We start from the raw sequence: 26,173 nt of genomic DNA, 5'->3' as shown, positions 1-26,173 counted from the left end.
GGCTCATTTGACAGATAAGGGTGTATGGTGTGAATATTAAAAGCTTTCTAAGATTTGTGGAGCTGCCGACGAAGGTAGCCAGTATTATTCCGTTTCTAATGGGAACGTTGTACGCCCTGTACCGGTTTGAGGATTTTTACGTACTGCGTTTTGGATTGATGTTCGTGTCTTTGCTTAGCTTCGATATGGCGACGACGGCGATTAACAACTATTACGATTTCAAAAAAGCTTCTAAAACCCACGGCTACGGCTACGAGACACATAATGCGATTGTTCATTTTAAGCTAAAAGAGCGCACCGTCGTAGCGACGATTGTGATTTTGCTGGCGCTGGCAGCAGGAGGCGGGATTGCGCTTGTCACTCAGACGGGTTTGCTGGTCTTTTTGCTGGGTGGACTGTCGTTCTTGATCGGTATACTTTATTCGTTCGGGCCGATTCCCATCTCGCGGATGCCGTTAGGTGAGCTGTTCTCCGGTTTGTTTATGGGCTTTGTTATTATTTTTATCTCTGCCTATATCCATACGGATGAGCATGTGGTTTCACTGCTGCTTCAGAACGGCTGGGTCAGCTTGAATATCAACATCGTGGAAGTGCTGTACCTTTTCTGGTTTTCCGTACCCGCTATTCTGGGGATCGCAGGGATTATGCTCGCTAATAATATTTGTGATATTGATGAGGATGTGGAGAATCGAAGGTATACGCTTCCGGTGTACATTGGCCGCCGCAATGCGCTTGTGCTTTTTAAATATCTCTACTATGTCTCTTATCTGGATCTTGTAGTGCTGCTGATCTTAGGGATTAACCCTATTCTGGTTCTGTTGATTCTACTTACGCTGATCCCGCTGCGCCGAAATATTGCCTTGTTCACAGAGAAACAGGAGAAGGCGAGTACCTTTATTCTTGCCGTCAAAAACTTCGTATTGATGAACCTTGCGCGTATAGTTGTGCTGGGTGCGGCTGTGCTGTTAAATGCACTAATATAAACATTCATATTTTATAAAAAGGCAGTGTCTATCGGGGTTGGAGCTCCTTTTGGCACTGTTTTTTTGCAATTTGCAGGCTTCTTTCTGTTAGAGAAACGTTTCATTCTATGATAAGGTGGCTTTAAGTATAGTAAGTAATCTATAAGGAAGAAGGTTAGCAACGATGGTGCAAAAACTTCGCTGGGGAATCATGGGCTGCGCGCAGATTGCGACAGGTTCAGTGATGCCGGCTATAATGGATTCGCAGACGGGAATGATTACAGCGGTAGCCAGTCGCGGTTTAGAAAAAAGCAGCGCTGTAGCCGCAGAGTTCGGAATAGATAAAGCTTACGGCAGCTATGAGGAATTACTGGCGGATAAGGATATTGATGCAGTGTATATTCCACTGCCAAATCACCTCCATCGGGAATGGGTAATCCGTGCGGCGGAAGCTGGCAAACATATCTTATGTGAGAAACCGATCGCGCTGAACAGTGAAGAAGCGGCTGAGATGGTAAAAGCTTGTAATGATGCTGGAGTCCATTTGGCAGAAGCTTACATGTATCGGCATCATCCTCGGATTGCGGAATTGCAAGAGATTATCTCTAGCGGTGAAATTGGCGAATTACGCTCCATTCGAGGCACTTTTACTTATAATGACGCTACAGATACCTCTAATATTCGCTTTAAATCCGCTTGGGGCGGCGGCTCGCTTTATGATATCGGCTGTTATCCGCTAAGTGCAGCACGACTGCTGTTCGGAGCTGAGCCGGAAGCCGTGACAGTACAGGCTATGTTCTCTCCGGAGCATGACAATGTAGATATGATGGCTTCAGGGCTGGTAGAGTTTCCGAAGGGGCTAAGCCTGATTTTTGATTGCGGGATGTGGGCATATAACCGCCAGCTGTTAGAGATTCTGGGGACCGATGGAATGATTGAAGTGCCTATGCCTTTTAATGCTAGAGATGAGGATGCCGAATTTTTTGTGCATACGGGAGAAGGGGTAAGACGAGTTGATGCCACCGGGGCGAATCCCTATACACGGGAGGTCGATGATTTTGCCGCCGCAGTATTTACAGGAAAAAAATTATTTGCACCTGAGGATGCAGTGCTGGGCATACAATTGATCGAGACTTGTCTAGCTTCTGCTAAAAAGCGGGAAAGAATTAGTATGCTATAAGAAGATGAATCCAATATGAATCTATGCAAAAAAACCTCCGGGCGCTCTGCTATACGCAGCTTCCGGAGGTTTTTACAGTCTCAGCTTTTAAACGGTGCTCAAGAGAATATCATCGTCATCATTGCTATTAAACGCTTCGCGGTCAAATTCACCTTCGGAATTAGCTACTAACAGAGCTGTTACAGCTGTTCCAGTTGCGTTTACAGCGGTACGGCCCATATCGATGAGCGCTTCAACACCTGCAACGATAGCGATTCCTTCAAGCGGCAGGCCGAGAGCAGTTAAGACTACCGTGGTAGAGATTACGGCAGGTCCAGGCACGCCAGCTACACCAATGGAAGAAATAATACTTACTAATACCAGTGTAATATAGTCGGTCCAGTTCAGATCAATACCGAATACTTGAGCGGTAAATACAGCCACAATAGCTGGCCAAATCCCACCGCACGCATTAAAGTTCACAGATGCCCCTAACGGTGCGATAAAGCTCGCGATCCGTGGGGAGACATGAAGCCGCTTCGTAATAACTTCGAGATTGACCGGAAGTGTTGCATAGCTGCTTCTGGTTGTGAAGGCAACAGTAATGGTTGGATACACTTTGCGGAAGAAACGAATTGGATTCACCTTCGCTACTAATAGAACCAATCCGCCAAAGATAAGTACAAAATGTATAATCATTGCTACGTACGAGGTTATAATTACACTGCCTAGCTCCTGCAACGTCTCCCAGCCATAACGTGCGGTGATTCCGGCAATCAGTGCGAATACGCCATAAGGGGTCAGGCGAATAATGAATTTCACAACCTGATGCAGTATCAGTGTTAGGGATTCAATAAGATCACGTACAGGTTTGACTGCTTCGGGTTTCTTGGAGCCAATCTTGATTATAGCTACTGCTAAGAAGATGGCGAAAATGAGTAGAGGCACAACCTTACCCGTAGCTGCTTCATTAACAGGGTTAGATGGAACAAGATCGAGGATAACCTGGGAGAAGGTCGGGATTTCCCGGGCTGCAAAATCTGCGGGTACATCTTGTTGTATACCTTGGCCGGGATTGAACAGCAGCGCAACCGATAGGCCGATAATAGAAGCGATGCCAGTTGTTCCGAGGAACCAGGCGAAGGTTTTGATCCCGATTTTGCGTAGATACTCCAGATTGGTTAAGGAAGAAATACTGTTTAATACGAGTACGAATACTAAAGGAATGACGAGCATGCGGATCAAGCTGACATAAATGCTGCCGAATGTGCTAATAGCTTTGGTCTCTAAATCGAAGTATTGAAAGAATATACCGGCAATAAGTCCGATGCCAAGTCCGATGAGTACCCGGGTGCCAAATCCAATTCGTTTACGTGCCAGTAGAAACAAAATTGCAAACACAAATATGGAAGCGACAAATCCATACCAGTTCGTTTCGATGGCGGATAATAAGTTGTTATCTATGTTCACTACCAATACCCCCTTAAACCTAGTTTTTTAATATGATTAATCCTATTGAGATCAATCTATATAGAATTTATAGTAAAGTCAATGTAATTATATGTTAAAAATAATTAATTCCGATAAAAACCATGTGAAAAATAAAAATTGATTGACAAGGCACTATGGCATGAATAATATGGAACTTAATCACAAGCCAATTGGAATCGACTGGACAGCCGGAGATTCAACGAAAGACGCGTAAATTGCGTCCCGTTGAGTCTCTTTTTTTTAACTTTAGAGAAGGGAGAGTTACGGATTTAAGGTACAAGAATGTAATGAAGGGGTCTCTTATTTTATTTGAAAAGGATGGTACACATATGAAAAAGCTTTCGATCTCTTTGGTTGCCGCCGCTATCGTCTTCTCCGCATTGACGTATGCCGCGGTATCCGCTAACAAAAAAACAGCAGAGGCAGCACCCATTCAAGAGAGTAGTAATACAGCAGTAACCGCAGCAGCTTTACCAGTAGCTACTTCTGCGGCAGCAGTTGTTGTTCAGGCAGAAGCTACTGCAGCTCCTGTAACAGAAGCTGTCCAGCCGGAAGCTTCGGCTCCAGCAGCAGAGACAGTCACGGCAGAAGCTACTGCGGCCCCAGCAGCTGTTGATTCTGCGGCGAAGGTTGTTGCTTCAGCAGCTCCAGAAGCGGGCGCAGCTCAGCCTAAAGCAACCGCATCCCCGGCTGCGGACACCGCTAAGACGGCAACAGCTGCAACAACGGTATCTGCATCTGTTAAACCGCAAACCAGCGCGGCAACGCCTGCGCCAACTGCTGCGCCTACGACTGCTCCAAAAGCAAACGTAACCGCTAAAGCCGTTCAGCCGACCGCAGCTCCTGTTGTATCTGAACAGCCTAAGGAAACCGCCGCTCCTGTAGCAAAAGCAACGGAGACACCTTCCAAAAAAGCTATAACCTTCTCTACAACAGAGGTAGTTAAAGCGACCCCGGCTCCGGTAGTTGAGTCTTCTCAACCGAAAACATCGTCTTCTGCACCTGCATCCACGGTCAGCGCACCAGCAGCTGCTCCAGCGGAAACGGTTCAGGCACCCGCACCGGCACCAGCCGCTGAGGAAGAGGTTTGTCCTTGATGAGCAGCAGGCTCATTCAGGATTCCTTTCAGCCCATTCATCCCATAAACCTATTTAAGGCGAGGTGCACATAATGATACGACCATTAACCTTCAAAAAAATTGTAACGCTGCTGCTGGCAGCCTCCCTGCTAATCCTGCCTACTCAGGCAGGAAGAGCTTATGCTAATTCGGATACCGCAGAAGCGATAACCTCTTCCCAAGGCGGCGTTAACCAGTTTGACTATTTCAGTCATGTCTATGACCGTCTAAATGATGCTAACCATGTATTTAAAACAGCAACGTATGAAGATATCGTTCATCTTTTTGAGAGTGAAGGCACATACGCTGTTCTGGTTGGCGGCGCTTGGAGCGAGAATACACAGGCCGATATCGGCTTTATCAACGAGGCAGCCAAGGAATATGGCATCTCAACGATTTATAACTTTGATACTAAGCTGGACGGGGACACCCTTCAGATTGCAGACAGCAATAATAAATTTGCCTATAAATATGTTGATCTGGTCAACAAGTATTTGAAGAATTTAAATCTGTCTTCCAAAGATGATCCAGAACGCAATGTCAGCTATACCAATAAAAACGGGGAAGTTGTGACTGCTAACAAGTTCGAGTCTCCATTCTTATTGGTATACAACAAGGATCACAAGGATGCACAGGGAAATAGTGCTCCTGTCGTATCCTACCTGGATAAGAGCTATTCGTGGAATGAGTTCCTGACGAACGGAACACTTGATGCGGCGAAGGTTAATGCGTATAAAACATCAGTAAGTGAGGTGCTGGGTGCCGCTTCCCGATATGACACTATCGACGAGTCGGCTTATATCAAGGCTGCATTTAATAAGAACTATGAAGGGGAAAATGAGGGAAAACCTACGATCTTCAACGAAGCGGATGGCACGCTTGTTTATGAACATGTGACCTATCATCAGCTGAAGCAAATTTTAGCGAGTGAGGGAAACTATGCAATTTTGTTAGGCGGGTCGTGGTGCCCTAACACGCAAGCGGTGATTAAATATATCAACGAATATGCCAAAAAACATAATATCAATAAGATCTACTTCTTCGACACTAAGTTGGATGCTGGTGTGACCGTTGCTGAGCCTAATAACAACAGCGGCACTAAGGGCAGTGCAAATCCGCATAATAATAATGAGCTTCAGATTAGAACCACTAATCATCCGTATGCGCAGCTTTATGTTGATCTGGTTCGTACTTATCTGACCAATATCAAGACCGAAAACAATTCAGCTGCCAAACCAACTGTAATTAGTTATGTAGATGGACTTGGAAACACCGTGAGCGGAGACAGACTTCAAGTTCCATATCTGTTCACTTATAACAAGGACAACAAGGATGCAGGAGGCAAAAACTCACCGATTCTAGGGCATGTTGAACTTATGTACAGCTGGACGAATATCCAACCGGATTACGTGCAGGCTAATTACCCAATCGGAGCCAGATACAATAACACTACAACAGCGCTGGATAAAATATTCTCCAGACTCGAAGCTGTACCGGCAGGACTTACCGGTGTAGCACCAACAGCGGCCGACAATAAGGATGGGCAAATTGTAGGCACCAGTGCAGCATTGGAATTTAAGCTTGCTGGAGACGAGGCTTACACCCCAGCTTCGGGATCAGCCATTACAGGGCTTGCACCTGGTGTTTATAAGGTAAGATATGCCGCTACATCGGGCTATCAAGGGCCCACTTCCGCAGCTGGACCCACAATCATTCCTTATAATGCTGGCGAAGACGTAAGTGTGGAAGTTCCTGCTTACACCCATCAACAAGCAGCCCCGACAGGACTGGTAGGCGTAGCACCTACTTCTGAAGCTAATGATGATGGGCAAATTACGGGTTCTGCTGAAGGACAGGAGTATAAAGGCGTTGGAGAAGCTGATTATAAGCCTGTAACAGGTACAGCTATCACTGGTCTTACTCCGGGCTTCTATAATGTGCGATATGCGGCAAAAGAGGGATACAGCGTAGGTAAAGACGCTACAGTTGAAGTCCCGGCATATGGTGAGCAAGCGGCACCTACAGGATTAGTAGGTATAGCACCAACCAGTGCAGCCAATGACGACGGTAAAATTATAGGAACTACGAAAGCGCTGGAATATAAGCTGTCTACGGTTACCGATTATGTCTACGCATCAGATGTAGAGATCGTTGGACTGGTGCCGGGTATCTATCAGGTAAGATACGCAGCTAAAGAAGGATTTAACGCGGGTAGAGCAGCAGATGTAATCGTTCCAGCATTCACTGCGGAACAAGCAGCTCCAACTGGGTTACAGGGAGTTGCTCCTACCTCAGCAGCGAACAATGATGGAAGAATTACGGGAACCACGACAGCCTTAGAATATAAGCTGTCGAGTGTAACTAATTATGTGTATGCACCAGATAAAGAAATCACAGGATTAATACCGGGCACGTATCAAGTGAGATACGCAGCCAAAGAAGGTTATAAGGCAAGTCCAGCGACTGACATTGTTGTTCCGGCCTATGTGCCTATTTCAGATCCTGGAACAGGTGGCAATTCTACACCGAGCACGACTACACCAACACCATCAGCAAGCCCTCAACTGGTTGCTACGGCAACAGCAGGGAGTACCGTGAACCTATCAGCAACAGCAGCAACTAAAACGGATAAAACCACAGGAGTGACTACTGCAACGATCACAAAAGAAACGGCTGCTGAATTCGTGAGTCTCGCTAAGAAGGCAGAAGCTGATGGGAAGAAAGCTGTTCTTGAAATTAGTGTTGCAGCTACTTCAGATACTCAAACAGCTGAACTTACTCTTCCAAGAAGCATAATTAATGAGTTAGCCGCCGGAACGAAGGCGGAGATTACCATTGATTATGAGAATGTGGGTACGATTACGTTTGATGCCAAATCATTGGCAAGCATTAGTGCAGCTTCAGATGCCGGAGACATCATTATTAGAATCGCGAAGGTGTCATTAACGGCAGAAGGCAAGGCTGTTCTCGGAGACAGACCGGTTTATGACTTGTCGGTTATAGCGGGTGAAAGCACGATTTCCACCTTCGGTGGGGGCAGTGTTCGTGTCAGCGTACCGTACGTGCTGCAAGCGGGAGAACGGTCAGATGCGGTTATTGTGTATCACATTAACAGCACTGGAAGTTTGGACAATGTACGTGGAAATTACAATACCGCTAAGGGAACTGTAGATTTCGTAACCACACATTTCTCCCAATATATTATTGGATATAATCAAGTGAGCTTTGCAGATGTTCCAGATGCCTCATGGTATAGCCATGCAGTAGGTTTCTTGGCAGCACGCAGTATCACATCTGGTACGGATGCTGAACATTACAGTCCTAATGCTGCAATCACTAGAGGGCAGTTCATCGTCTTGTTGCTCAAGGCTTATGACATCACACCGGATGCCATTGCTGCTGATAATTTTGCAGATGCAGGCAATACGTATTATACGAATTATCTTGCTACAGCTAAGCGTCTTGGGGTAGCAACGGGTTCGGGTGATAATCAATTCCAGCCAGAGATTCAGATCACTAGGCAGGAGCTATTTACACTCTTGTACCGCTCGCTTGTAGCGCTAGGTGAACTGCCATCTGAGAAAACAACGGCCACGCTTTCCGGCTTTAGTGATGCTGGACAGATCGCTGGTTATGCACAAGAAGCCCTTCAAGCGCTGGTAGAGAGAGGTGTAGTGACCGGAGCGAACGGTAAACTCAATCCGAAGGAAGTCACTACAAGAGCAGAAGTAGCACAGGTTATTTACAATTTGCTATCCAAATAATCAGCGACTAAGACATAGCGGACGTCACGTAAGTAGCGTTCAACTATGAGTGCGGCGACTCGGTTTGGCTAAGACAGCAGAGCAGCGATTCCTCTTTTATTGGAGTATCGCTGCTCTGTTTTTTTGTTTGTTAGCTGGCTGGTTGCCCTCTTGCCCGCTTGATTCAGCAGCTCATTCATTATCGGCGCGGCTTTCGGACCCAGATGACGTTATTTTCCACATTCCAGCCTTTGGGGCATAGTTTCGGACTCCAGCGACGCTATCGCTTAGAAAAAGGTGCGTTTATGGTGTTTTTCATGCTGATAGCGACTATGGGGTCCTTTAGCACTCCAAATGTGGTAAAAATCCACGTATAAGGTCAGCTGTGTCCGATAGCGTGCTCGCTCTCTTACGCAAAAATGCTACCCCACCAAACGGACTCTGATCTTAGCCCGGTTTACTAAAATAAAGGGAGTGCCTACAGCCATTTCGTGGCATCGGTGGCGCTGCCTTTCGCTATAAATCTCTAGGGGGTGGCCTAATGGCCACTCTTTTTTTAACTAGACATAAGATTAGCAGACTAAATCATGGAAGAGGATTCTACTAAATGATACAATTATTGTAATTACATAAAGTAGTAATATTTCGCATTATTGATTAGTTACTAGAAAGGGGACTGAGATATGGGTTTAGCTGACGATCCGGTCATAGCGATTTCAGGTTTATGGATGAACTATACAGACCGAATGGTGCTAAAGGGAATTGATCTTAAGGTATATAGAGGACAAATTATTGGTTATATCGGCCCTAACGGGGCAGGTAAGAGTACAACGGTGAAGATTATGCTCGGTTTGGTAGAAGGATATAACGGTAAAGTGGAGATTTTCGGTAAGGATATTGCTGATGGAGATGTTTCTTACAAGAAACGTATAGGTTATGTGCCGGAGGTAGCCGAATTATATGATAGCCTCACTGCAAGAGAGTATCTAACCTTTGTTGGCGAGCTGTATGGGCTAGGTCGTGCGGAGGCGGACTACAAGGCCAAAAAATTAACCACACTGCTAGGTTTGGAGAAGTCTTACGATATGCGGATTTCTTCGTTCTCAAAAGGGATGAAGCAAAAGGTGCTGCTTATCTCCAGCATGCTGCATGACCCCGATATTTTATTCCTGGATGAACCGCTGAGTGGTTTGGATGCTAATAGCGTGATGATAGTGAAGGAGATTTTTGCATCGCTGTCGGCACGGGGGAAGACCATTTTTTACTCCTCACATATCATGGATGTGGTTGAGAAAATCAGTAGCCGGATCATTTTGATTGATGGCGGGGATATTGTGGCGGACGGAAGTTTTGCGGAGCTGAAGGAGAAAGGCCGCGAAGGGACGCTTGAAGATATTTTCAATCAATTAACCGGATTTGATAAATACCGTGATATCGCTGGTGAATTTGTTGCGGTCATGCAAGAGCAAGAGGTATCCTCTTATGACTGATTTCTTCGTGCTGAGGCTGTTGGATAAGCTGCGGGGTGCATTTATAAGATTTGGAGTCGATTATGACACCATGCGGAGTATTCTGCAGATCAAACTGACCATGGACGGAAGAAGAACGCCTACAGCGCTTGCAGGTATGCAGAAAAAGGAGAACGTTAAAGAAGGTTCGCCTTTGCGATTGCAGTGGATTTACTTACTGTTTGGTTTAATATTAATTCCGCTAACGCTATCCAATGATCACTATATGCTGCAAATGAGCTTAACCTTTGGGATTATTATGTTTTTTGTCTCCACAACCCTGATCTCTGATTTTTCTTCAGTAATGCTTGATTTACGTGATAAAAATATTCTTTTTTCCAAACCCGTCAACCGAACCACCTTAAATATGGCCAAAAGTATACACGTTCTTCTCTACTTAGGGACAGTTACATTGTCGATCACTGGTCCATCTTTGGTATTTAGCCTATTTAAGCAGGGGATCGCTTTTTTTCTGATGTATGCGGTGACAATTGTCTTGTTAGACTGTTTTATCCTCGTAATAACTGCACTGCTCTACCTGATGATCATGCGGTTTTTTGATGGGGAGAAGCTCAAGGATATTATAAATTATACGCAAATCCTTCTAACGATCGGAATAATGGTGGGCTATCAATTCATCTCCAGGTTGTTCAACCTCACTGAGCTTGGTGCTGCTTATCATCCTGCTTGGTGGCAGTACTTTATTTTTCCGGTTTGGTTCGCGGCTCCGTTTGAACTGTTGCTTGGTGGAGCGAGAGAACCCTATTACTTCATTCTCTCATTGCTGGCTTTGATAACCCCACTTGTACTGATCGTAGCTTATATTAAGCTGATGCCACAGTTTGAGCGGAATTTGCAAAAGCTGGCAGAGCAAGGCTCCGGTGGAAAAGACAAGGGCCAGATCGCAGAGTGGCTCTCTCGCAGAGTATGTAAGGAACCGGCAGAGGGAATTTTCTTTCGGTTTACTTGGTCCATGATGAAGAATGAGCGCGATTTTAAGCTGAAGGTCTATCCTGCACTTGGCTTTTCTATCGCATTCCCGTTTATTTTTATATTTGGTATATTACAGAATAGTTATGATGGTTCCCTTAAAGGTTCAAAAGTGTACTTGTTAATCTATTTCTGCACGATGTTAATGCAGACTGTAATACAGATGCTACGCTACTCTACAAGTTATAAAGGAGCTTGGATTTATAGGCTGATTCCTTTACCCGATAGCACGCCTATTTACCGTGGGATGCTTAAGGCGGCGCTGCTGCGGCTAGTCTTGCCTTTATTTGCAGTAGATGCGGTATTGTTCATTCTGTTGTTCGGTGTGCACATTGTACCTGATTTAGTAGTGGTATTATTCGCCATGCTGATTTTCTCAGTCATCTGCTTTCGTGTTTATCCGCGGAGCTTACCTTTTTCAGAGCGTTATGAGGCAGCCAAACAAAAGGATTACACTGGAGTCGCCTTCATGCTTATGTTTTTGCTGATGGGGATGGCGGGTATTCACTATGTCTTCACTTTATTTACCGGAGGAATTTACATCTATCTGTTAGTTCTGGTAGTTTTGAATCAATGGTTATGGCGAAAGACCTTCCCCAAAACCCCATCAACCACAGGTCACATATCCAACTTTCCGGGGTGAGTGAATGCGTCAAATATGGACATTTTTTGCCGACATAAAAAAAGGGTATAAATTCCAGTATTTTCTTAGACAATCGGCTGAATACAAGGTAGAATACATCTAAAGTTGCTTTTCAGGGATAACCTATAATCTTTACGCACTCTTCCATTTATCTGATATTCGTGTACTGATTTTTTACTTGAGAAATACGCTGCAGCGATTACGGTATTCAAAACCGGTGAAGAGGTTAACTAATGGATAAAATGGGAATCCACTATAACGTTTGGATTGTTTTACTATCATTTGCGCTAGCGGCGACTGCAGCTTATTCCGCGCTGAATCTGATCTCGCAAGTCCCTCGCTCGTTTGGGAAAGTTCGTCGCTTATGGTTAATATCGGGGGCATGTGTACTCGGCAGTGGCATATGGTCGATACATTATGTAGGGATTATGGCGAGCCGTTTTCCTTTTAGCGTGAATTATTATCCAGGCAGGGCTGTATTATCGTTATTGGTTGGTGTATTGTGCTGCTATTCGGCATTCCGGATTACGTTTGTGCCACGTTTAAGAAAAAGTTGTTTAATAGTTAGTGGTGTTCTACTGGGCAGCGGGATCTCTGCTATGCATTATATCGGGATGTCCTCCATGAAGATCGCAGCGGAGATCCATTATGAGATATGGACTCAGACATGTGCTGTAATCCTCGTTATGCTCTCGTCTTTTATCGGATTATTTCTATTTCACAAGTTTAAAGACTATGTGGGTTTTAACCGCTGGAAGTTATACTCTGCTCTCTTTATCGGATTTTCGGTAACTGGATTGCATTATACGAGTGTAAGGGCGACTCATTTTGAATATAACGGTCTGTTAGGCAATACAACTTTTTTTATGGAGACTGATGTTATTCTCTTAATGGGAGTATCCTTGGTAACGCTATTTATGCTTGCGATTTCTGGTGGTGCTGTATTTCTGGACCGGCATGTGCTGGAACGGATGGCTTATTATGATCCACTAACTGATCTTCCGAACAGGCATGGCCTGGTACGTTATTTTAAAGATGAATTTTTCGGGAGTAGATCCGGTGCCGTATTTTTTGTGGATCTGGATCGGTTTAAGTCGATTAATGATACGCTTGGACATGATATAGGGGACTTGTTACTGCGAGAGGTCGCTATAAGATTAAGACGATCTGTAGGAAGTAAAGGCAAGGTCTTTCGTTTGGGCGGAGATGAATTCCTGATCGCTCTTCCAGATTGTACTGTGGAGGATGCGCAAGAGGAAGCAGAGCACATTTTATATGAGCTTAAGAAATACTACAGTATTCAAGGTAATGAGCTATATGTTACTGCAAGTGTGGGGATCAGTATGACCCCTATTCATGGAACTGACCGCTCAGCGTTAATGAAGGCAGCCGATACAGCTCTTTATACCTCTAAGGATTCGGGTAAGAATAAATTCAGTGTGTTCGATCAGGAGATGAACCGCCATCAGCTGCGACGGATGTCGCTGGAGAAGGATCTTCGTAAAGCGCTGGCACGCTCCGAGTTTATGGTTGTGTACCAGCCAAAATGGGATTCGTATATGAACGTTACCGTGGGTCTTGAAGCACTGCTGCGTTGGCGGCACCCTGAACATGGGATAATTTCTCCCGCGGAATTCATTCCCATCGCAGAGGAAACGGGACTAATTGTCCCCATTACCTATTGGATGCTGCATGATGTATGCAGCCAGAACATGCTTTGGCATAAGGAAGAGATAGCAAATGTCGCAGTCTCTATTAATATGTCAGCACGGATGTTTGAGGGCGGGGGCTTATACGATGTTGTAGAAGAAGCACTCACACGTTCAGGCCTAGAACCACATTTCCTTGAACTGGAGATTACAGAGTCCATTGCGATGAATAACATGGAAGAGACGGTTGCGCAGCTATCCAGACTTCGGGCACTTGGGGTAAGGGTATCACTGGATGACTTTGGGACAGGCTTTTCGTCCCTTGGTAAATTAGATGAGATTCCAGTCAACACACTCAAAATTGATCAGGTATTTATTCGTAAGAGCAAGATGCATTCCAAGAAAGCCATTATCAGTAATATCATTGCGATTGCCACCAATCTTAATATGGAGGTCGTGGCGGAAGGTGTGGAGACACCAGAGCAGATTGAGCTGCTGCAATCCTTAGGCTGCAGAGTAATGCAGGGTTATTATTATGGGCGGCCAATGCCGGTGCATGAGCTGGGCCAGTGGTTTATAGCGAATACAGCAGTATCGTAACAGATGATCTCAATACATAGAACAAGGGGCTAGCGTCTAAGCAGAATTCCTCTGCTTGGACGCTAGCCCCTTTGCTATTAAGAAACCTTAAATCGTTCAATCAGAATTTGCAGCTTCTCAGCTAGTGAGGACAGGAAAGCTGCTGCAGACTCAACTTCTTCCATTGCGGCAAGCTGTTCTTCTGAGGAAGCGGATAATGTCTCTGCACTGCTGGCTGTCTGATTAGCGACATTTACGATATTCTGAAGGGTTGTAACGAGACGGTCGGAAATTAGCGAAAGCTGTCGAACTGTTCCGGAGATCTGCTGACTTTGTGAGGCCATTCCCGAGACAGACATTTCTATCTCCGAGAAGGACTGGCCTGCCGTGGCAATCATTTCTCTGCCGTGCTCCATCTCTTCTGTAGAGCGTTTCATTGTTTCTCCTGCTTGATCCATCTGGTTCACGATGATGTTTACCAGCTGGCCAATTTGCGCAGCGGAATGGGCTGAACGCTCAGCAAGCTTACGCACGGAATGGGCAACGACCGCAAACCCTCTTCCTTCTTCTCCAGCTCTTGCGGCTTCAATCGCTGCATTTAGGGACAGGAGATTGGTTTCCTCTGCGATGCTGGCAATAGTACCCACGATATTTTCGATTTCTTTGGAATAACCACCCAAGGTTTCAATAATGATTGCCAGGTCGGTAATGCTGTCACTTACGACTCTCATCTGCTGTGTGGTGGAATCCATTGCTTCACGGCCTGTACGGGCTTTATTAGCGTTGCTGACCGCATTATTCATCGCGTTATCTGCATTGCCTGCAATCTCTGTGATGAAGCGAGACAGGTCTTGTACAGACTTATATTCGCCCTCCATATTCTGCAGCTGTGAATTCGCGCTATCGGCAAGCTCAATTGTAACATTGACGCTGTACTCACCGGCCCGGTTGGTTTCCTGTGCACTGGCAGAGAGCTCTTCGGACGAGGAAGCTACCTGCATGGAAGTCTCATTGACCTCGGTAATAAGCAAGCGCAGGCTTTGGGTCATGTCATTAAAATTACGGGCTAATGTACCAATCTCATCCTTGCTGTTGAATAAAATAGGATTATGAGTAAGGTCGCCTTGTGCAACAAGATTGACCCCTTTAGACAGCTTCGTTAACGGACTTATCATTCGGCGGATTAACAGATAAGCTGCCACGATAGCTATAACCAGAATGGAAGCTCCGATAATAAAGGGCTGAACTATGATATCTTGGGTTCGTTCTTGAATTATGGAGCCATCGAAATTAATGGCCATCAGCGCAACTATAGGTTTGGATGGATCATGATCCTGATAGATGGGGCCGTAACCTGTCTTAAGTGAGGTACCTTCGTATGTATAAACCTTGGAGTAGGAGGAATGCTTGGACTGAGTGATATGTTGCTTAACTTCATCTGGGAAATAAAAAGTATCGCCTGCTTTATAACCTCTAGCCTGGAAGCTTGAATCTGCGGCAAGTACTTTTCCGTCTAAGGATAAGATGAATGCCTCTTTAAAAATAGCCTTATGTGCCACAATCCAACCGATTCGATCCTCTACAGCCTCCAGTTTACTTTGATCGCCTGCCAACAATGCGGAAATGTCTGCGGGGTTAATCAGGCCAGTTGTAATATTAGCGCATCCTACCAATTCGATACCTGCGGCTTCGTCTACTTGCTTATAAGCTGTACGGTATCCGAAGAACCCGATGGATGATCCTACAAGAAGTAAGACGATGAACATCATCCAAGTTAATTTAGTTGCTAATTTCATTCTTCGCACCAACCTTGACAAATTATGTTCTCAGTGATAATAGCTCTCACCTCTACGATTATATCGCATTGATATGCTCATAACCTTACATGGAATATAGTATTTCTGTGTCGAAAATTGGAGATTCGTGGAAGTTTGCGCTTTCCAGCATGCTTTCAATGGTTTAGTAGACAAAACCATTGAATCATTACCAGTTCTAGTGGTACGCTTGAGTTATTAAAAACGGATTGGGGTTGAACAAATATGCCACATCAAATAGATCCGTTAATTGATCGTCTTGGACTATCCATGTGGAGAGTACAGCGTAAGATTATGTCTCAAATGTCTTTGCACAAAGAACTCGGACTTACGGTGCCTCAGATGGGTCTGTTAAATATGATTGCGAAAGAAAAGAAGTCGCGGGTGGTACAGCTGGCAGAAAGTATGGAGGTCAAATCCAGTGCAGTGACGGTGATGCTGGACCGTTTGGAGGTGCTGGGTTATATCAAGCGTGAGCCGGATGGGAAGGATCGGAGAGCGGTTGTAGTAACGATCACCGAGAAGGGTCAGCAGGTGCTGGAAGAAGGACATTTCCGGTCCAAAGAACTGCTGGCGGAGCATTTGTCCATACTGAAGCCCGAAGAACTACGCAACTTTGCAGAGTATTACCGTATGATCGAGGATCAGGAGCGTTAGTCAGCTAAGCTTCGGAATGGATATCTTTATAAAAAACAGCAGAGCAGCGGTTCTCCATTATTGGGGAATCGCTGCTCTGCTGTTTTTGTTCGTTGGTTGCCTACGCCCTGTAATTTATTGTTTAGGTTGTTTGTCGGGCAACTGAGTGATATAGCTGTGGGAAAGCTGTAAAAGCCTCAAGGCACGGTTATATTCGTCCTCAGTGGCACTTGGTGTTGTTCCATCGTTATAAATAGAGTACTGAGTGTTGTCTTCAAAGCTGTTACCAGGAATAAGCAATCCTGAGCTGGCAATGAATGAACCAGAAGGTAAATAATATCGTTCTGGCAGCAAATTATAAGTCTGACTGAGTAGATCTTGACCAAAATATACGTTATTCTCTAATGAAATCCCAAGCAGACTTGCAGCGGTTGGCATGATATCCACTTCTCCGCCTACTTCATCAATGGTCTGCGGCGCTACGCCATCACCTGCATGAATAAGCAGAGGGATGTTCATCATATCCGCATAACTGTATTCATGTCCATAGATTTCAGTCATCAATTCTTTATCATCATGATCGAGGGAATAAATCGGCAATCCCATATGATCTCCATAAATCATGATTACACTATTGTCCCAGACACCTTTCGCTTTAAGCTCTTCTACAAAATGTCCAAAAGCATCATCCGCATAGTTCTGGGAACGGATATAGTCACCAACAAAAGTACCTTCATAACGCTCTGGCAGCTCCATACGGTATTTTTCTTCCGGAATAGTAAAAGGGTGATGCGCTGACATTGAAATGACTTGAGCGTAAAAAGGCTGCTCCTGTTGGTCCATTTCTTTTAGTTTGTCGGCTGTCTTACTGTAGAGCGTATCATCAGAAGCGCCAAAGAAAAAGACATCATCTTCACCAAAAAATTTGCGATCATAATAATGATCGAAGCCCAGGGAGTCATACAGCTCGCCGCGGTTCCAGAATTCTACGACATTGGTGTGGAAGGTTGCAGTCTGATAACCATTTTCTTTAAGCACACGTGGCAGACTCGGCAGTACCTTATCTACATAGGACATCGTTGCCGCTCCACGTGGAGGGATGTAGAAGGAAGTATTAACTACGAACTCTGCATCCGACGTATTCCCTTGACCAACCATTTGATAAAAATTAGGGAAGTAAAGACTGTCCTTCATCACCTTGTTCAGGTTCGGTGTGATTTCTTGACCGTCTAATTTAAGTCCTAGCAAAAAATTCTGGAAAGATTCCATTTGAATAATAATAAGGTTCTTATCTTTCGCGATGCCTTGAAGTGGAGAACTAGCCGTAGTATTAATCCCCTTCAATTTGTTAATGGCATCTTGTGTAATGTCACTTGAATTGACTAGCTCAGGCTCTTCCTTAGCGAAGATCGTATAGGCTTCATAATTAAGAATCCCCATTTCCTGGGCTTTCTTAATTTCGTTCATGCTGGCCTTATTAGGCAAGATGTTGAACAGGCATAAAGCAAGTGAGACTGCAAACAGAACGCTATACTTAAGTTTTCCGCCCCGGCGGTGGTTGATATTCTCTTTCTTATAGACCCGGCCTTTTTTATTAAAGAAGAAATAGACGCCAAGAATAATGATGTCTGTAAAAATCAGCAGGTAGTATGGATCCATTAGTGAGAATACGCTGTTGCTGACGGCGGTGACTTGATTCACCTGCTCCGCTGCATGGTAAGTCACAATAACACCGTAATATTTAAAATACATAATGGCTGCGAAGAAAATGGCTGTCACTAATAAATTTACGGTCATGTAATATCCGAGCTTGCGCTTGGAACCAAAACGTTCAATGATACAGAAGAGTGCCCAAGCAAAGGGGATTTCAGTTAATAATGATTTCCAGGGCAATATATCGTCAAAGATTACGCCCCATGCCAAGAAAGCTTTTAGAATAAAAATTATTGTGAAAAACACAAAAGGTTTAACGATCCATTGTTTAAAGTTAAAGGATGACACAGCTTCGCCTTCTTTCTACATGATAAAACGCCATTTCCCGGCTAGGAAGAAACAGCGCCCAGACAAAATAATTCCATAGTAATAAAATTTATTATGCAGGGCTGGCTATAGAATGTCAAAAATCGAGAACCTAAGTATAAGCTTAGCGGAGTGCGTAAAGTTAAACACATAGGGTTGAAGCTGACGCTCCTGCTCTCATGCAGGGTTATACAACGAATTCAGGACTAAAATGGCGATTGGGAGCAAAAAGAATATATGGAAAATTAAAGGATGTGATGCCGGATGGGCTCTACAGTAGCTTTATCAGTTAGAACTCTCGTTGAATATGTTTTTCGCAGCGGAAGCATTGAGCCTGGCTTTCATGGAACGGGCGCTATGGTCGAAGGCACAATAATTCATCAGAAAATCCAAAAGCAATATAAGGAAGGTGACCGCAAAGAGGTTTATTTGAAAACGGAAATTTCTTATGGAAACCTGCTTTATGTTGTAGATGGGCGATGTGATGGATTGCTTGTCTCGGAGGATGGGAGCTTTACGGTCGAAGAAATCAAGTCAACCTCCGGACTGCTGGATTTACTGGATGAGGGACATGAGGTTCACTGGGCACAGGCGCTGATGTACGCATATATGATAGCTCTGGAGCAAGAGCTTTCTTCTATTCAGGTTAAGCTTACCTATGTCCACCGGGCCACTGATGAGCAAAAAAGCTTGTACCGAACGTTGTCTTTTGAAGAGCTGATTTCATTTGTGAATGACACAGTAGCTAGATATGCTCCGTACGCCGAGATGATGGTTCATCATGAGGCTAAGAAGGAGCAGAGTCTTCGGGAGTTGAGCTTTCCGTTCTCCTCTTATCGAAAGGGACAACGTCATTTTGCAGGAGCCGTATATAAGTCCGTCGTGGAAAAGGTCAGTCTGTTCGCTCAAGCACCCACAGGTATTGGGAAAACAATGTCGACGTTGTTTCCTGTCCTTAAAGCGATGGGCGAAGGACAAGCTAAGGGATTGTTCTATTTAACGGCAAAGACGGTTACCCGTTTTGCCGCGCAGGAAGCCATCTCGCTGTTGCTAACGCAGGGACTTCAGCTGCATGTCATCACTATTACCGCTAAAGAGAAGGCCTGTTTTCGCGAAGAGGGGGTTTGCGGTAAGGATTCCTGTCCTTATACGGATGGTTATTATGACCGGATCAACGAGGCGTTGATGGATCTGTTAGAGCACGAGACGCTCATGAGCAGAGACACCATTGCACTGTATGCTCACAAACACAAAGTGTGCCCATTTGAGTTCTCATTGGATGCGGCCTATGCCTGTGATGCTGTGATCTGCGATTACAATTATATATATGATCCTCGCATCAGTCTGAAACGGCTAACAGAGGAAAGAAAGAGAGAAACGGTACTTCTAGTAGATGAAGCACACAATCTGGTAGACCGGGGACGGGAAATGTTCTCCGCCTCTTTGCTGAAAGCCCCTTTCCTGGAGATCCAGCGCCAATATAAAGAAATGAACCGGAGTTTGAGTAAAGCCGCTAAATCGGTGAATGCTTTTTTCATCTCCCTTCGCAAAATTTGCAATGAAGAGGGGCAAGGGCAGTGGGACTCGTTCCCGGAGGAGCTGCCAGCTTTGCTTGAGATATTTTCTTTGGAGGCGGAACAGGAACTTATTCACCCCAACTCCAGCATTGTCTCTCTGAATGGAGAAGATGAAGGGGAAAATGTCCTCTTGGATACATATTTTGCAGTTCAGGGAATGCTCCGCACCTTTAAGACCTATGATGAACGCTACATTACCTATGCTGAGGTTCGTAGAGGGGATGTCTATCTCAAGTTATTCAATTTGGATCCCTCGCATCTGCTTCGGCAGATGTCCAAGAGCTTTCGCAGTCAGATCCTGTTCTCAGCTACACTTTCTCCATTATCTTACTACCGGGATATGATTGGTGCGGTGGAGGAAGATTACAGTTTAACTGTTTCTTCTCCTTTTCAGAAGGAGCAGTGGGAAGTAACCATCTTACCTGTCTCCACACGTTATCATGACCGGGAAGCTTCCCTAGTTCCGTTGACTAAAGCACTAAGCCAAATGGTCTCCAAGAAGGGCAATTATCTGGTGTTTTTTCCTTCGTACCTCTATTTACAAAACGTATATCAGGCCTTTACGGAGAATTACCCTGAAATCCGGACATTGATGCAGGATACGGGCATGAGTGAGCAAGCTAGAGAAAGTTTTTTAGCTGCATTTAGTCCAGACAATGACGAGACGTTATTGGGATTTGCTGTACTTGGAGGAATTTTTTCAGAAGGTGTGGATCTGCCAGGGGATCGCCTCAATGGGGTTATGGTTGTTGGCGTTGGCCTGCCACAGCTTGGTCTTGAACGCAATCTGCTGCGTCAATATTTTAATGCCAGAGGAAAAAATGGCTTTGATTATGCCTATGTCTATCCGGGAATGTGCAAGGTACTGCAAGCCGGAGGCCGGTTGATTCGCAGCGAGACGGATACGGGCATTATCGTGTTGGCTGATGACCGTTTTTTGCAGAGTCCATATATGCATTTGCTCCCCGAAGAATGGAGAGATTATCTTATCCGCTCGTAAGAGGTTATAATCTACGAAAGGGTATTCATAATCAATCGGCAGGGGGAAATAATATGACATTAAAAGTGGGTATTGTGGGTACGGGTTGGTTCTCTAAGGTACATGCTGATTTGCTTGCAGGGATGGATGATGTCCAGTTGCAGGCAGTCTGTGGAAGCAGTAAAACCAAAGGCGAAGATATGGCACGTCCATACGGAGCTGCTGGATATGGTGATATTACAGAGATGTTGGATGCAGAGACGCTTGATGCTGTTTATATCTGTGTGCCTCCACAATCTCATGGTGCGATTGAACGTTCATTAATCAAGAGGGATATTCCTTTTTTTATAGAGAAGCCGCTTAGTATGACTACTGAAATTCCTGCGAGCTTGCTGCAAGATATTAAAGAACATAATTTATTGACCTCGGTAGGTTACCATTTCCGTTATCAAGAGAATGTCAGACGGCTCAAGGAAACACTACGTGGTGATAAGATCGGTATGGTTATGGGCCAGTGGATGGGCGGCATGCCGGGCGTAGCTTGGTGGCGTGATCAGGAGCAATCCGGAGGACAGTTCACCGAGCAGACTACTCATATCGTCGATTTAGTGCGTTATCTGGCAGGAGAGGTAAAAGAAGTATACGGCATGTTCGGAAACCGAATTATGCATGAGCAGCATGAAGGTGTGAGCGTAGCCGATGTAGGTACCGTATCTCTGAAGCTTGAGAATGGAATCATAGCTAATATTTCAAATACATGTGTACTGCCTGATCCGGTGGGAAGTGTAGGACTTAGTTTCTATAATGATCGGGGATTGCTGGATTGGAACCCGGATCGTCTCTTGGAAGTGCGAAGTGGCAATAGCACCGAATTTGAAAACACAGGAAATCCATATTTAGTGGAAAGTGAAGCTTTTCTGCATGCTGTACGGACAGGTGATCGTTCACGTATTCTCAGTGACTATGAGGATGGATTCAAGACGCTTAAAGTAACCTGCGCGGCTTACGATTCAGCACAAAGTGGACTTCCGGTTAAATTCTAGGTTTAGATCTCTTAAAAAAAGAACATGCCGCCTTAGATGTGCTAAAGAGACATGTCCTTGGCTCAAGCTGGGTTAGCCTAGTGGAGGAATACCGCGAGTAAAGCTGGCGCCACACCTATGGATAACAGCGCGGACAGAATCATCGCAATACTGGAGATGGTTCCGGTCAGTGAACTAAGCTCGAAGGCCTTGGATGTTCCTGTACCATGCGCAGCGGTTCCCAGCGATACACCACGCGCGATTTCATTGTCAATGCGGAAGATGCGGAGCACTGTAGGGCCCATCATTGTACCGAGTATCCCGGTAATGATGACGAAGACTGCAGTAATACTCGGTACACCGCCGATACTTTGCGAGATGCTCATAGCGATCGGCGTAGTCACCGAACGTGGAACCAGACTGGCTGCCAGATCGCCGCTGACATGCAGCCATTTGGCGAGCAGAATAGAAGAGATCACCGCTGTTATCGTCCCTGACAGCACGCCTGCCGCAATTTCGGCGGCGTGCTTTTTGAGCACCTTGAAGTTTTTATGCAAAGGGATTGCAAAGGCCATAGTTGCCGGTTGCAGCAAATCCGTCAGCCATTTGCCTCCCGCATTGTAAGAATCATAAGTAATGCCTGTGATGAGTAAGAAGATAATCATAAGCACTGGTGTAATGATCAATGGAGAGGTGTACACTTTGCCACTAGAAGCATAAATGCGTTTCGCCAGTAGATACACAGCAACCGTAAGACCGAAGAATAACAGAGCGTTTAACATGATCCTTTCCGCTCCTTTGCTTTGTAAATTCTACTGGTAAGTAATCCGGAACTGGCCATTACAACAATCGTACCCAAAATGACCACCGCGAGGATTCGTAAACCATCAGTTTCCAGAATATTCGCGTATTTCATTACGCCAATAGCAGAGGGAATAAAGAACAGCAAGAGCTCAGCCAGTAGCCAAGAAGCACCAACTTCAACCCAATTCAGATGAATGACACCAAACTCAAGCAAAAGAAACAATATAATCATTCCGAGTATGCTTCCGGGAATAGGGATATGCAATAATGGGGTTACAGCATTGATTAGTAATGAGAATAGGGTAAGTCCCGCTACCTGCAGCAAGCCTATAACAATCTTTTTCATAAGGCTTCGCTCCTTTCATGATAATGAAAGTTTACATCAATTGTTTTCATAGGTAAAATGAATAGATTGAATAAATGACATTCCTTTTGTCTATGTATCGGAGGTTGGAAGATGGATATCCGACAATTAGAATATTTCGTCCAAGCAGCACGAATGAAAAGCTTTACTCGGGCTGCCGAATCCTTATATATTTCTCAGCCAACGATCAGTAAAATGATCCGGAATATGGAGATCGAGCTGGAGGCGGATTTGTTTTATCGTGAAGGGAAAAGTGTCCGGCTTACAGATGCGGGGGAAATTCTGTTCACCAAAGCGCAAAATATCGTGGAGTCGTTCGCCAGCTTGTCTTCTGAGCTGGATAGCTTACGAAATTTGGAGCAGGGCCACATCCGCATCGGTCTGCCTCCAATGGTAGGGGCGAGCTTTTTTCCTTCGGTGATTGGTCAATTTCATAAACGTTATCCGCAGGTTACTATTCGTCTGCATGAGGATGGCGCGAAAAAAGTGGAAGAAGATGTAGAAACGGGCTTGCTGGACATCGGAATGGTTGTGCTGCCTGTAAATACAGCCAAACTTCATTGTTTCACTTTTGTTGAAGAGAAGCTGAATCTTATTTTACCTGTAGGACATCGGCTGGCCGGTGCAGACTTTGTTCCGTTAAGTGAACTGGCCGAAGAGGAGTTTGTGCTGTTCCGGGAGGATTTTACGCTGCATGATCGGATTATTACGGAATGTGTGAAGGCGGGATTTCAGCCTAAGGTAATCTATGAGAGCTCCCAATGGGACTTAATTAGCCGCATGGTGGCTGCCGGTATGGGAATCGCATTGCTGCCAGAGACCATATGCCGGGATATGGATCGATCACGGTTAGTTGTTGTGCCTTTGACGGATCCGGTAATTCCGTGGCAGCTTGCTATGGCGTGGCGTAGAGACCGTTATTTATCTTTTGCGGCACGCGAATGGATTTCTTTTGCAAAGGGACTTTTGCGAGAACAGTATCCCAATGAGCTCCCTGACCAGCATGCGGAGGACTCTGAATAAATAGTAATTCCGTTTTTGTTAGAAGCTCTACAATTTTTCTTTTTTTTGAAAATATGTTTTTTGGTATCATGACTTATGATAGGAGAAGATGTTGATAGAGAGAAGGAGAGAGATGTGACACAAAATCCAAATTCCTCCAAGAATAATCATAGAAAAGATTATAAAGAAGATGAGCTACTTGTAACTATAGAGAGTCTTAGATGTGAATTGCTGGAGGTTGCAGAGCAACGGAGTCTTAGTGACCGTGCTGTTTTAGAGCTTAGTGAGCGATTAGACAGCTATATTTTGCTGGCACAAAATAAGATGATGGAAAATTTGCGCAACCGGAAAGCCGGCATTACATCCTATAGTAGAAGTTCCAAAAGCGCCATCACTGTTAGCTAAACTACCAACAACATAGAATTATAATACTATGAAGATGTTACTGATCTAGAGGAGCGTATTAGGCTCCTCTATTTGTCGTACAATCTATTTGTTGTACAATCCATAACTTTCACCTATAATGTCAATTAATAGAATCTTTTCAAGTCAAACTTTGGGGGTGCCGAGTGGAGGGAAAGTTAACAACTATACGCTCAGAAATTGAGAAAAATTTGTCCCGCTCCGGCCATAATCTCGCCTCATTTTCAAAAATTTGTGGCCTGAATCGAGGCAGCCTCAGTGCAATTCTGCATGGAAATCCGCCGAAGCCTATGTCCTTGGGACAAGTAGATGCAATTATAAAAGCCTTTGGTTTTCCAGAAGGTTGGTTATATCCTCTATATGTTGATGAATGCTTCAATGATGAGAAGGTCTCACGCCGTAGAGTGGAGCCTTTTTTGATTCGTTGTGCTGAATTGGGCAAACAGCCTTGTATTGAGGACACTTTAAGCAGGTTATTAGAGTCTACCAAGCCGCTGGATATCATTTATTCTGTTGCTGATAAATTATTCAATAAAGGCAAAGTTCAGGAATCCATGTTTTTTTACAAGATTGTAGTAGAGAACGAGTCGGATAGTTATAGTGAACGTCTCGCGATCAGTCATTATCGTAATTTTAAATTTTTGCAAACACTTGATATGGAGGAGAAGCTACGCGCAGTCATTAGCTTTAGTCCTTTTAGGGGACGCCTTCCGGAAAATTTGCAATTAGATGGTTTATTGATGCTGACACAGCTATGTTTCGCTCTTCGCAGATGGGAAGAAATGGAGATCTATGCTGATGAGTTGAGAGCTTTAGCCAATGCAGTTTACCGCCAAGAACTGCGGAGGAGCGGAGACAAACGAAGAGAAGAACTCTGTACGGAACGTCCGCTCGTTGTTTATTATGGGCACGGATATTTACTTAAAGCAATTTCGTTGACGAAGCAAGGTCAATATGAAGCTGCGAAGAAATATACCGCTGGTTATGCAGACTTAGGCTGGTTTGAGATGTTGGATGAAGTAGGCCAGCAAGCTGTAGAACAATTCCGATTATTTGCAGTTGGGAACAGTTTCACACTGGAAATGCTGGAGGGGAACGTAAAGGTTGTACCGGACTATGTAGCTTTTTTGGCTGAGCACCCCGGAGAAATATTGCCAGGACTCATTATTATTATGGAATCGGCTAATCATTACAGATTTTCTGTAGATGATGTGCTTAAACGTTTTGCACGGGAAATGTTACGATTTGAACAGTTTGAAGATCCCATTAATATTGACCGATTATATCGGTTGTACTATCAAATAGCCATGTATCTAATAAACAATGGACAATATATTACGGGTGTGGACTATATCATACAGTCTTTAGAGTTATCTATTAAGACTAATAATGGAATAGACTTCATTAAGTGCGTGACCTTATTTGAGACCAATAGGGACTATGCAACTCTAAATCAACAGGAGAAATACAGAAAGCTGATAAGGGAGGTGAGAAAAGATGAAAAAATCACTATTGATGATGGCAGGCATTTTAGCATTGTTTAGCTTCATCATTATCGGCCCAGTTGGTTCCGGAAGTAATGGACCAATCACAACTTATGAGCACGGAGCAGGATTCTAAAGGTTATCCTTGGCAATATTTTATATACAGATACATAAACCGATAACTACTCCCTTGCACTCGTGCTGGGGA

At 44.6% G+C, this 26,173-nt stretch carries 19 protein-coding genes; 14 read left to right on the top strand and 5 right to left on the bottom strand.

Going from position 1 to position 26,173, the window contains the following annotated elements; all coding sequences use genetic code 11:
* Positions 1-29: 29 nt before the first annotated feature.
* Positions 30-983 (top strand): 1,4-dihydroxy-2-naphthoate polyprenyltransferase, encoded by a 954-nt coding sequence (menA, locus tag NSQ66_RS28875; protein ID WP_036682041.1) that lies wholly within the window; start codon positions 30-32, stop codon positions 981-983.
* A 163-nt stretch (positions 984-1,146) separates the two neighbouring features.
* On the top strand, positions 1,147-2,142 hold the full coding sequence (locus NSQ66_RS28870; protein WP_076099703.1) for a Gfo/Idh/MocA family oxidoreductase: 996 nt from the start codon (positions 1,147-1,149) through the stop codon (positions 2,140-2,142).
* Positions 2,143-2,229: 87 nt separating this feature from the next.
* Here the strand turns inward: NSQ66_RS28870 and NSQ66_RS28865 are convergent, their stop codons facing one another.
* Entirely contained in the window at positions 2,230-3,585 is a 1,356-nt protein-coding gene (locus tag NSQ66_RS28865; RefSeq protein ID WP_036682429.1) for a dicarboxylate/amino acid:cation symporter, read from the bottom strand.
* 356 nt (positions 3,586-3,941) lie between these two features.
* Here NSQ66_RS28865 and NSQ66_RS28860 point away from each other — a divergent pair, with 356 nt between their 5' ends.
* The 6 genes from NSQ66_RS28860 to NSQ66_RS28835 all read left to right on the top strand — a co-directional run bounded on the left by NSQ66_RS28860 (position 3,942) and on the right by NSQ66_RS28835 (position 13,862).
* Positions 3,942-4,709 carry a hypothetical protein gene (locus NSQ66_RS28860; RefSeq protein WP_076099702.1) on the top strand — a complete coding sequence of 256 codons (768 nt, stop codon included), beginning with the start codon at positions 3,942-3,944 and terminating at the stop codon, positions 4,707-4,709.
* A gap of 73 nt (positions 4,710-4,782) precedes the next feature.
* Positions 4,783-8,493: an S-layer homology domain-containing protein gene (locus NSQ66_RS28855; RefSeq protein ID WP_076140689.1), complete on the top strand. Its 3,711-nt coding sequence runs from the start codon at positions 4,783-4,785 to the stop codon at positions 8,491-8,493.
* A 64-nt stretch (positions 8,494-8,557) separates the two neighbouring features.
* Positions 8,558-8,734, top strand: a complete 177-nt coding sequence (locus tag NSQ66_RS28850; RefSeq protein WP_179086885.1) for a hypothetical protein — start codon at positions 8,558-8,560, stop codon at positions 8,732-8,734.
* A gap of 421 nt (positions 8,735-9,155) precedes the next feature.
* The gene (locus NSQ66_RS28845; protein ID WP_076140691.1) at positions 9,156-9,962 is read left to right on the top strand and encodes an ABC transporter ATP-binding protein; all 807 of its coding nucleotides are present in this window, start codon (positions 9,156-9,158) and stop codon (positions 9,960-9,962) included.
* Entirely contained in the window at positions 9,955-11,613 is a 1,659-nt protein-coding gene (locus tag NSQ66_RS28840) for a hypothetical protein (protein ID WP_052097381.1), read from the top strand. Before NSQ66_RS28845 ends, NSQ66_RS28840 begins: the two co-directional genes overlap by 8 nt.
* 233 nt (positions 11,614-11,846) lie before the next feature.
* The gene (locus NSQ66_RS28835) at positions 11,847-13,862 is read left to right on the top strand and encodes an EAL domain-containing protein (protein WP_339279506.1); all 2,016 of its coding nucleotides are present in this window, start codon (positions 11,847-11,849) and stop codon (positions 13,860-13,862) included.
* Between the two features lie 77 nt (positions 13,863-13,939).
* On the opposite strand, the gene NSQ66_RS28830 is transcribed toward NSQ66_RS28835, so the two are convergent.
* Positions 13,940-15,637, bottom strand: coding sequence for a methyl-accepting chemotaxis protein (locus NSQ66_RS28830; RefSeq protein ID WP_036682027.1), 1,698 nt, complete (start codon positions 15,635-15,637; stop codon positions 13,940-13,942).
* A gap of 243 nt (positions 15,638-15,880) precedes the next feature.
* On the opposite strand from NSQ66_RS28830, the gene NSQ66_RS28825 reads away from it, so the two are divergent.
* Positions 15,881-16,312: a MarR family transcriptional regulator gene (locus NSQ66_RS28825; RefSeq protein ID WP_051491215.1), complete on the top strand. Its 432-nt coding sequence runs from the start codon at positions 15,881-15,883 to the stop codon at positions 16,310-16,312.
* A gap of 114 nt (positions 16,313-16,426) precedes the next feature.
* Here the strand turns inward: NSQ66_RS28825 and NSQ66_RS28820 are convergent, their stop codons facing one another.
* The gene (locus tag NSQ66_RS28820) at positions 16,427-18,292 is read right to left on the bottom strand and encodes an LTA synthase family protein (protein WP_036682025.1); all 1,866 of its coding nucleotides are present in this window, start codon (positions 18,290-18,292) and stop codon (positions 16,427-16,429) included.
* 282 nt (positions 18,293-18,574) lie between these two features.
* Here NSQ66_RS28820 and NSQ66_RS28815 point away from each other — a divergent pair, with 282 nt between their 5' ends.
* Together NSQ66_RS28815 and NSQ66_RS28810 are read left to right on the top strand one after the other, a co-directional pair.
* A complete protein-coding gene (locus NSQ66_RS28815) occupies positions 18,575-20,887 on the top strand; it encodes a helicase C-terminal domain-containing protein (protein WP_076140693.1) in 2,313 nt (770 codons plus the stop codon).
* 53 nt (positions 20,888-20,940) lie between these two features.
* On the top strand, positions 20,941-21,909 hold the full coding sequence (locus tag NSQ66_RS28810; protein ID WP_036682020.1) for a Gfo/Idh/MocA family oxidoreductase: 969 nt from the start codon (positions 20,941-20,943) through the stop codon (positions 21,907-21,909).
* 77 nt (positions 21,910-21,986) lie between these two features.
* Here the strand turns inward: NSQ66_RS28810 and NSQ66_RS28805 are convergent, their stop codons facing one another.
* On the bottom strand, positions 21,987-22,670 hold the full coding sequence (locus tag NSQ66_RS28805) for a CidB/LrgB family autolysis modulator (RefSeq protein WP_036682019.1): 684 nt from the start codon (positions 22,668-22,670) through the stop codon (positions 21,987-21,989).
* Positions 22,664-23,038, bottom strand: coding sequence for a CidA/LrgA family holin-like protein (locus NSQ66_RS28800; RefSeq protein WP_036682017.1), 375 nt, complete (start codon positions 23,036-23,038; stop codon positions 22,664-22,666). The genes NSQ66_RS28805 and NSQ66_RS28800 overlap by 7 nt, the downstream gene beginning before the upstream one ends.
* A 111-nt stretch (positions 23,039-23,149) precedes the next feature.
* Here NSQ66_RS28800 and NSQ66_RS28795 point away from each other — a divergent pair, with 111 nt between their 5' ends.
* From NSQ66_RS28795 to NSQ66_RS28785, 3 genes are all read left to right on the top strand, one after another.
* Entirely contained in the window at positions 23,150-24,079 is a 930-nt protein-coding gene (locus tag NSQ66_RS28795; protein ID WP_036682015.1) for a LysR family transcriptional regulator, read from the top strand.
* Positions 24,080-24,154: 75 nt separating this feature from the next.
* Entirely contained in the window at positions 24,155-24,463 is a 309-nt protein-coding gene (locus NSQ66_RS28790) for an aspartyl-phosphate phosphatase Spo0E family protein (RefSeq protein ID WP_080742653.1), read from the top strand.
* A gap of 164 nt (positions 24,464-24,627) precedes the next feature.
* Positions 24,628-26,025, top strand: a complete 1,398-nt coding sequence (locus NSQ66_RS28785) for a hypothetical protein (protein ID WP_036681998.1) — start codon at positions 24,628-24,630, stop codon at positions 26,023-26,025.
* Positions 26,026-26,173 lie beyond the last annotated feature (148 nt).

It is taken from the genome of Paenibacillus sp. FSL H3-0329 (assembly GCF_037963285.1).
Lineage (GTDB): Bacteria > Bacillota > Bacilli > Paenibacillales > Paenibacillaceae > Paenibacillus_AQ > Paenibacillus_AQ odorifer.
The sequence above is the reverse complement of the archived record's forward strand: the minus strand, read 5'-3'. Positions and strand labels throughout refer to the sequence as shown.

Coding starts and splice junctions, on each gene's coding strand:
- NSQ66_RS28870 (WP_076099703.1), top strand. CDS start 1,147: ATGGTGCAAAAACTTCGCTGGGGAATCATGGGCTGCGCGCAGATTGCG.
- NSQ66_RS28860 (WP_076099702.1), top strand. CDS start 3,942: ATGAAAAAGCTTTCGATCTCTTTGGTTGCCGCCGCTATCGTCTTCTCC.
- NSQ66_RS28855 (WP_076140689.1), top strand. CDS start 4,783: ATGATACGACCATTAACCTTCAAAAAAATTGTAACGCTGCTGCTGGCA.
- NSQ66_RS28845 (WP_076140691.1), top strand. CDS start 9,156: ATGGGTTTAGCTGACGATCCGGTCATAGCGATTTCAGGTTTATGGATG.
- NSQ66_RS28840 (WP_052097381.1), top strand. CDS start 9,955: ATGACTGATTTCTTCGTGCTGAGGCTGTTGGATAAGCTGCGGGGTGCA.
- NSQ66_RS28835 (WP_339279506.1), top strand. CDS start 11,847: ATGGATAAAATGGGAATCCACTATAACGTTTGGATTGTTTTACTATCA.
- NSQ66_RS28830 (WP_036682027.1), bottom strand. CDS start 15,637: ATGAAATTAGCAACTAAATTAACTTGGATGATGTTCATCGTCTTACTT.
- NSQ66_RS28825 (WP_051491215.1), top strand. CDS start 15,881: ATGCCACATCAAATAGATCCGTTAATTGATCGTCTTGGACTATCCATG.
- NSQ66_RS28815 (WP_076140693.1), top strand. CDS start 18,575: ATGGGCTCTACAGTAGCTTTATCAGTTAGAACTCTCGTTGAATATGTT.
- NSQ66_RS28810 (WP_036682020.1), top strand. CDS start 20,941: ATGACATTAAAAGTGGGTATTGTGGGTACGGGTTGGTTCTCTAAGGTA.
- NSQ66_RS28805 (WP_036682019.1), bottom strand. CDS start 22,670: ATGTTAAACGCTCTGTTATTCTTCGGTCTTACGGTTGCTGTGTATCTA.
- NSQ66_RS28800 (WP_036682017.1), bottom strand. CDS start 23,038: ATGAAAAAGATTGTTATAGGCTTGCTGCAGGTAGCGGGACTTACCCTA.
- NSQ66_RS28795 (WP_036682015.1), top strand. CDS start 23,150: ATGGATATCCGACAATTAGAATATTTCGTCCAAGCAGCACGAATGAAA.
- NSQ66_RS28790 (WP_080742653.1), top strand. CDS start 24,155: ATGATAGGAGAAGATGTTGATAGAGAGAAGGAGAGAGATGTGACACAA.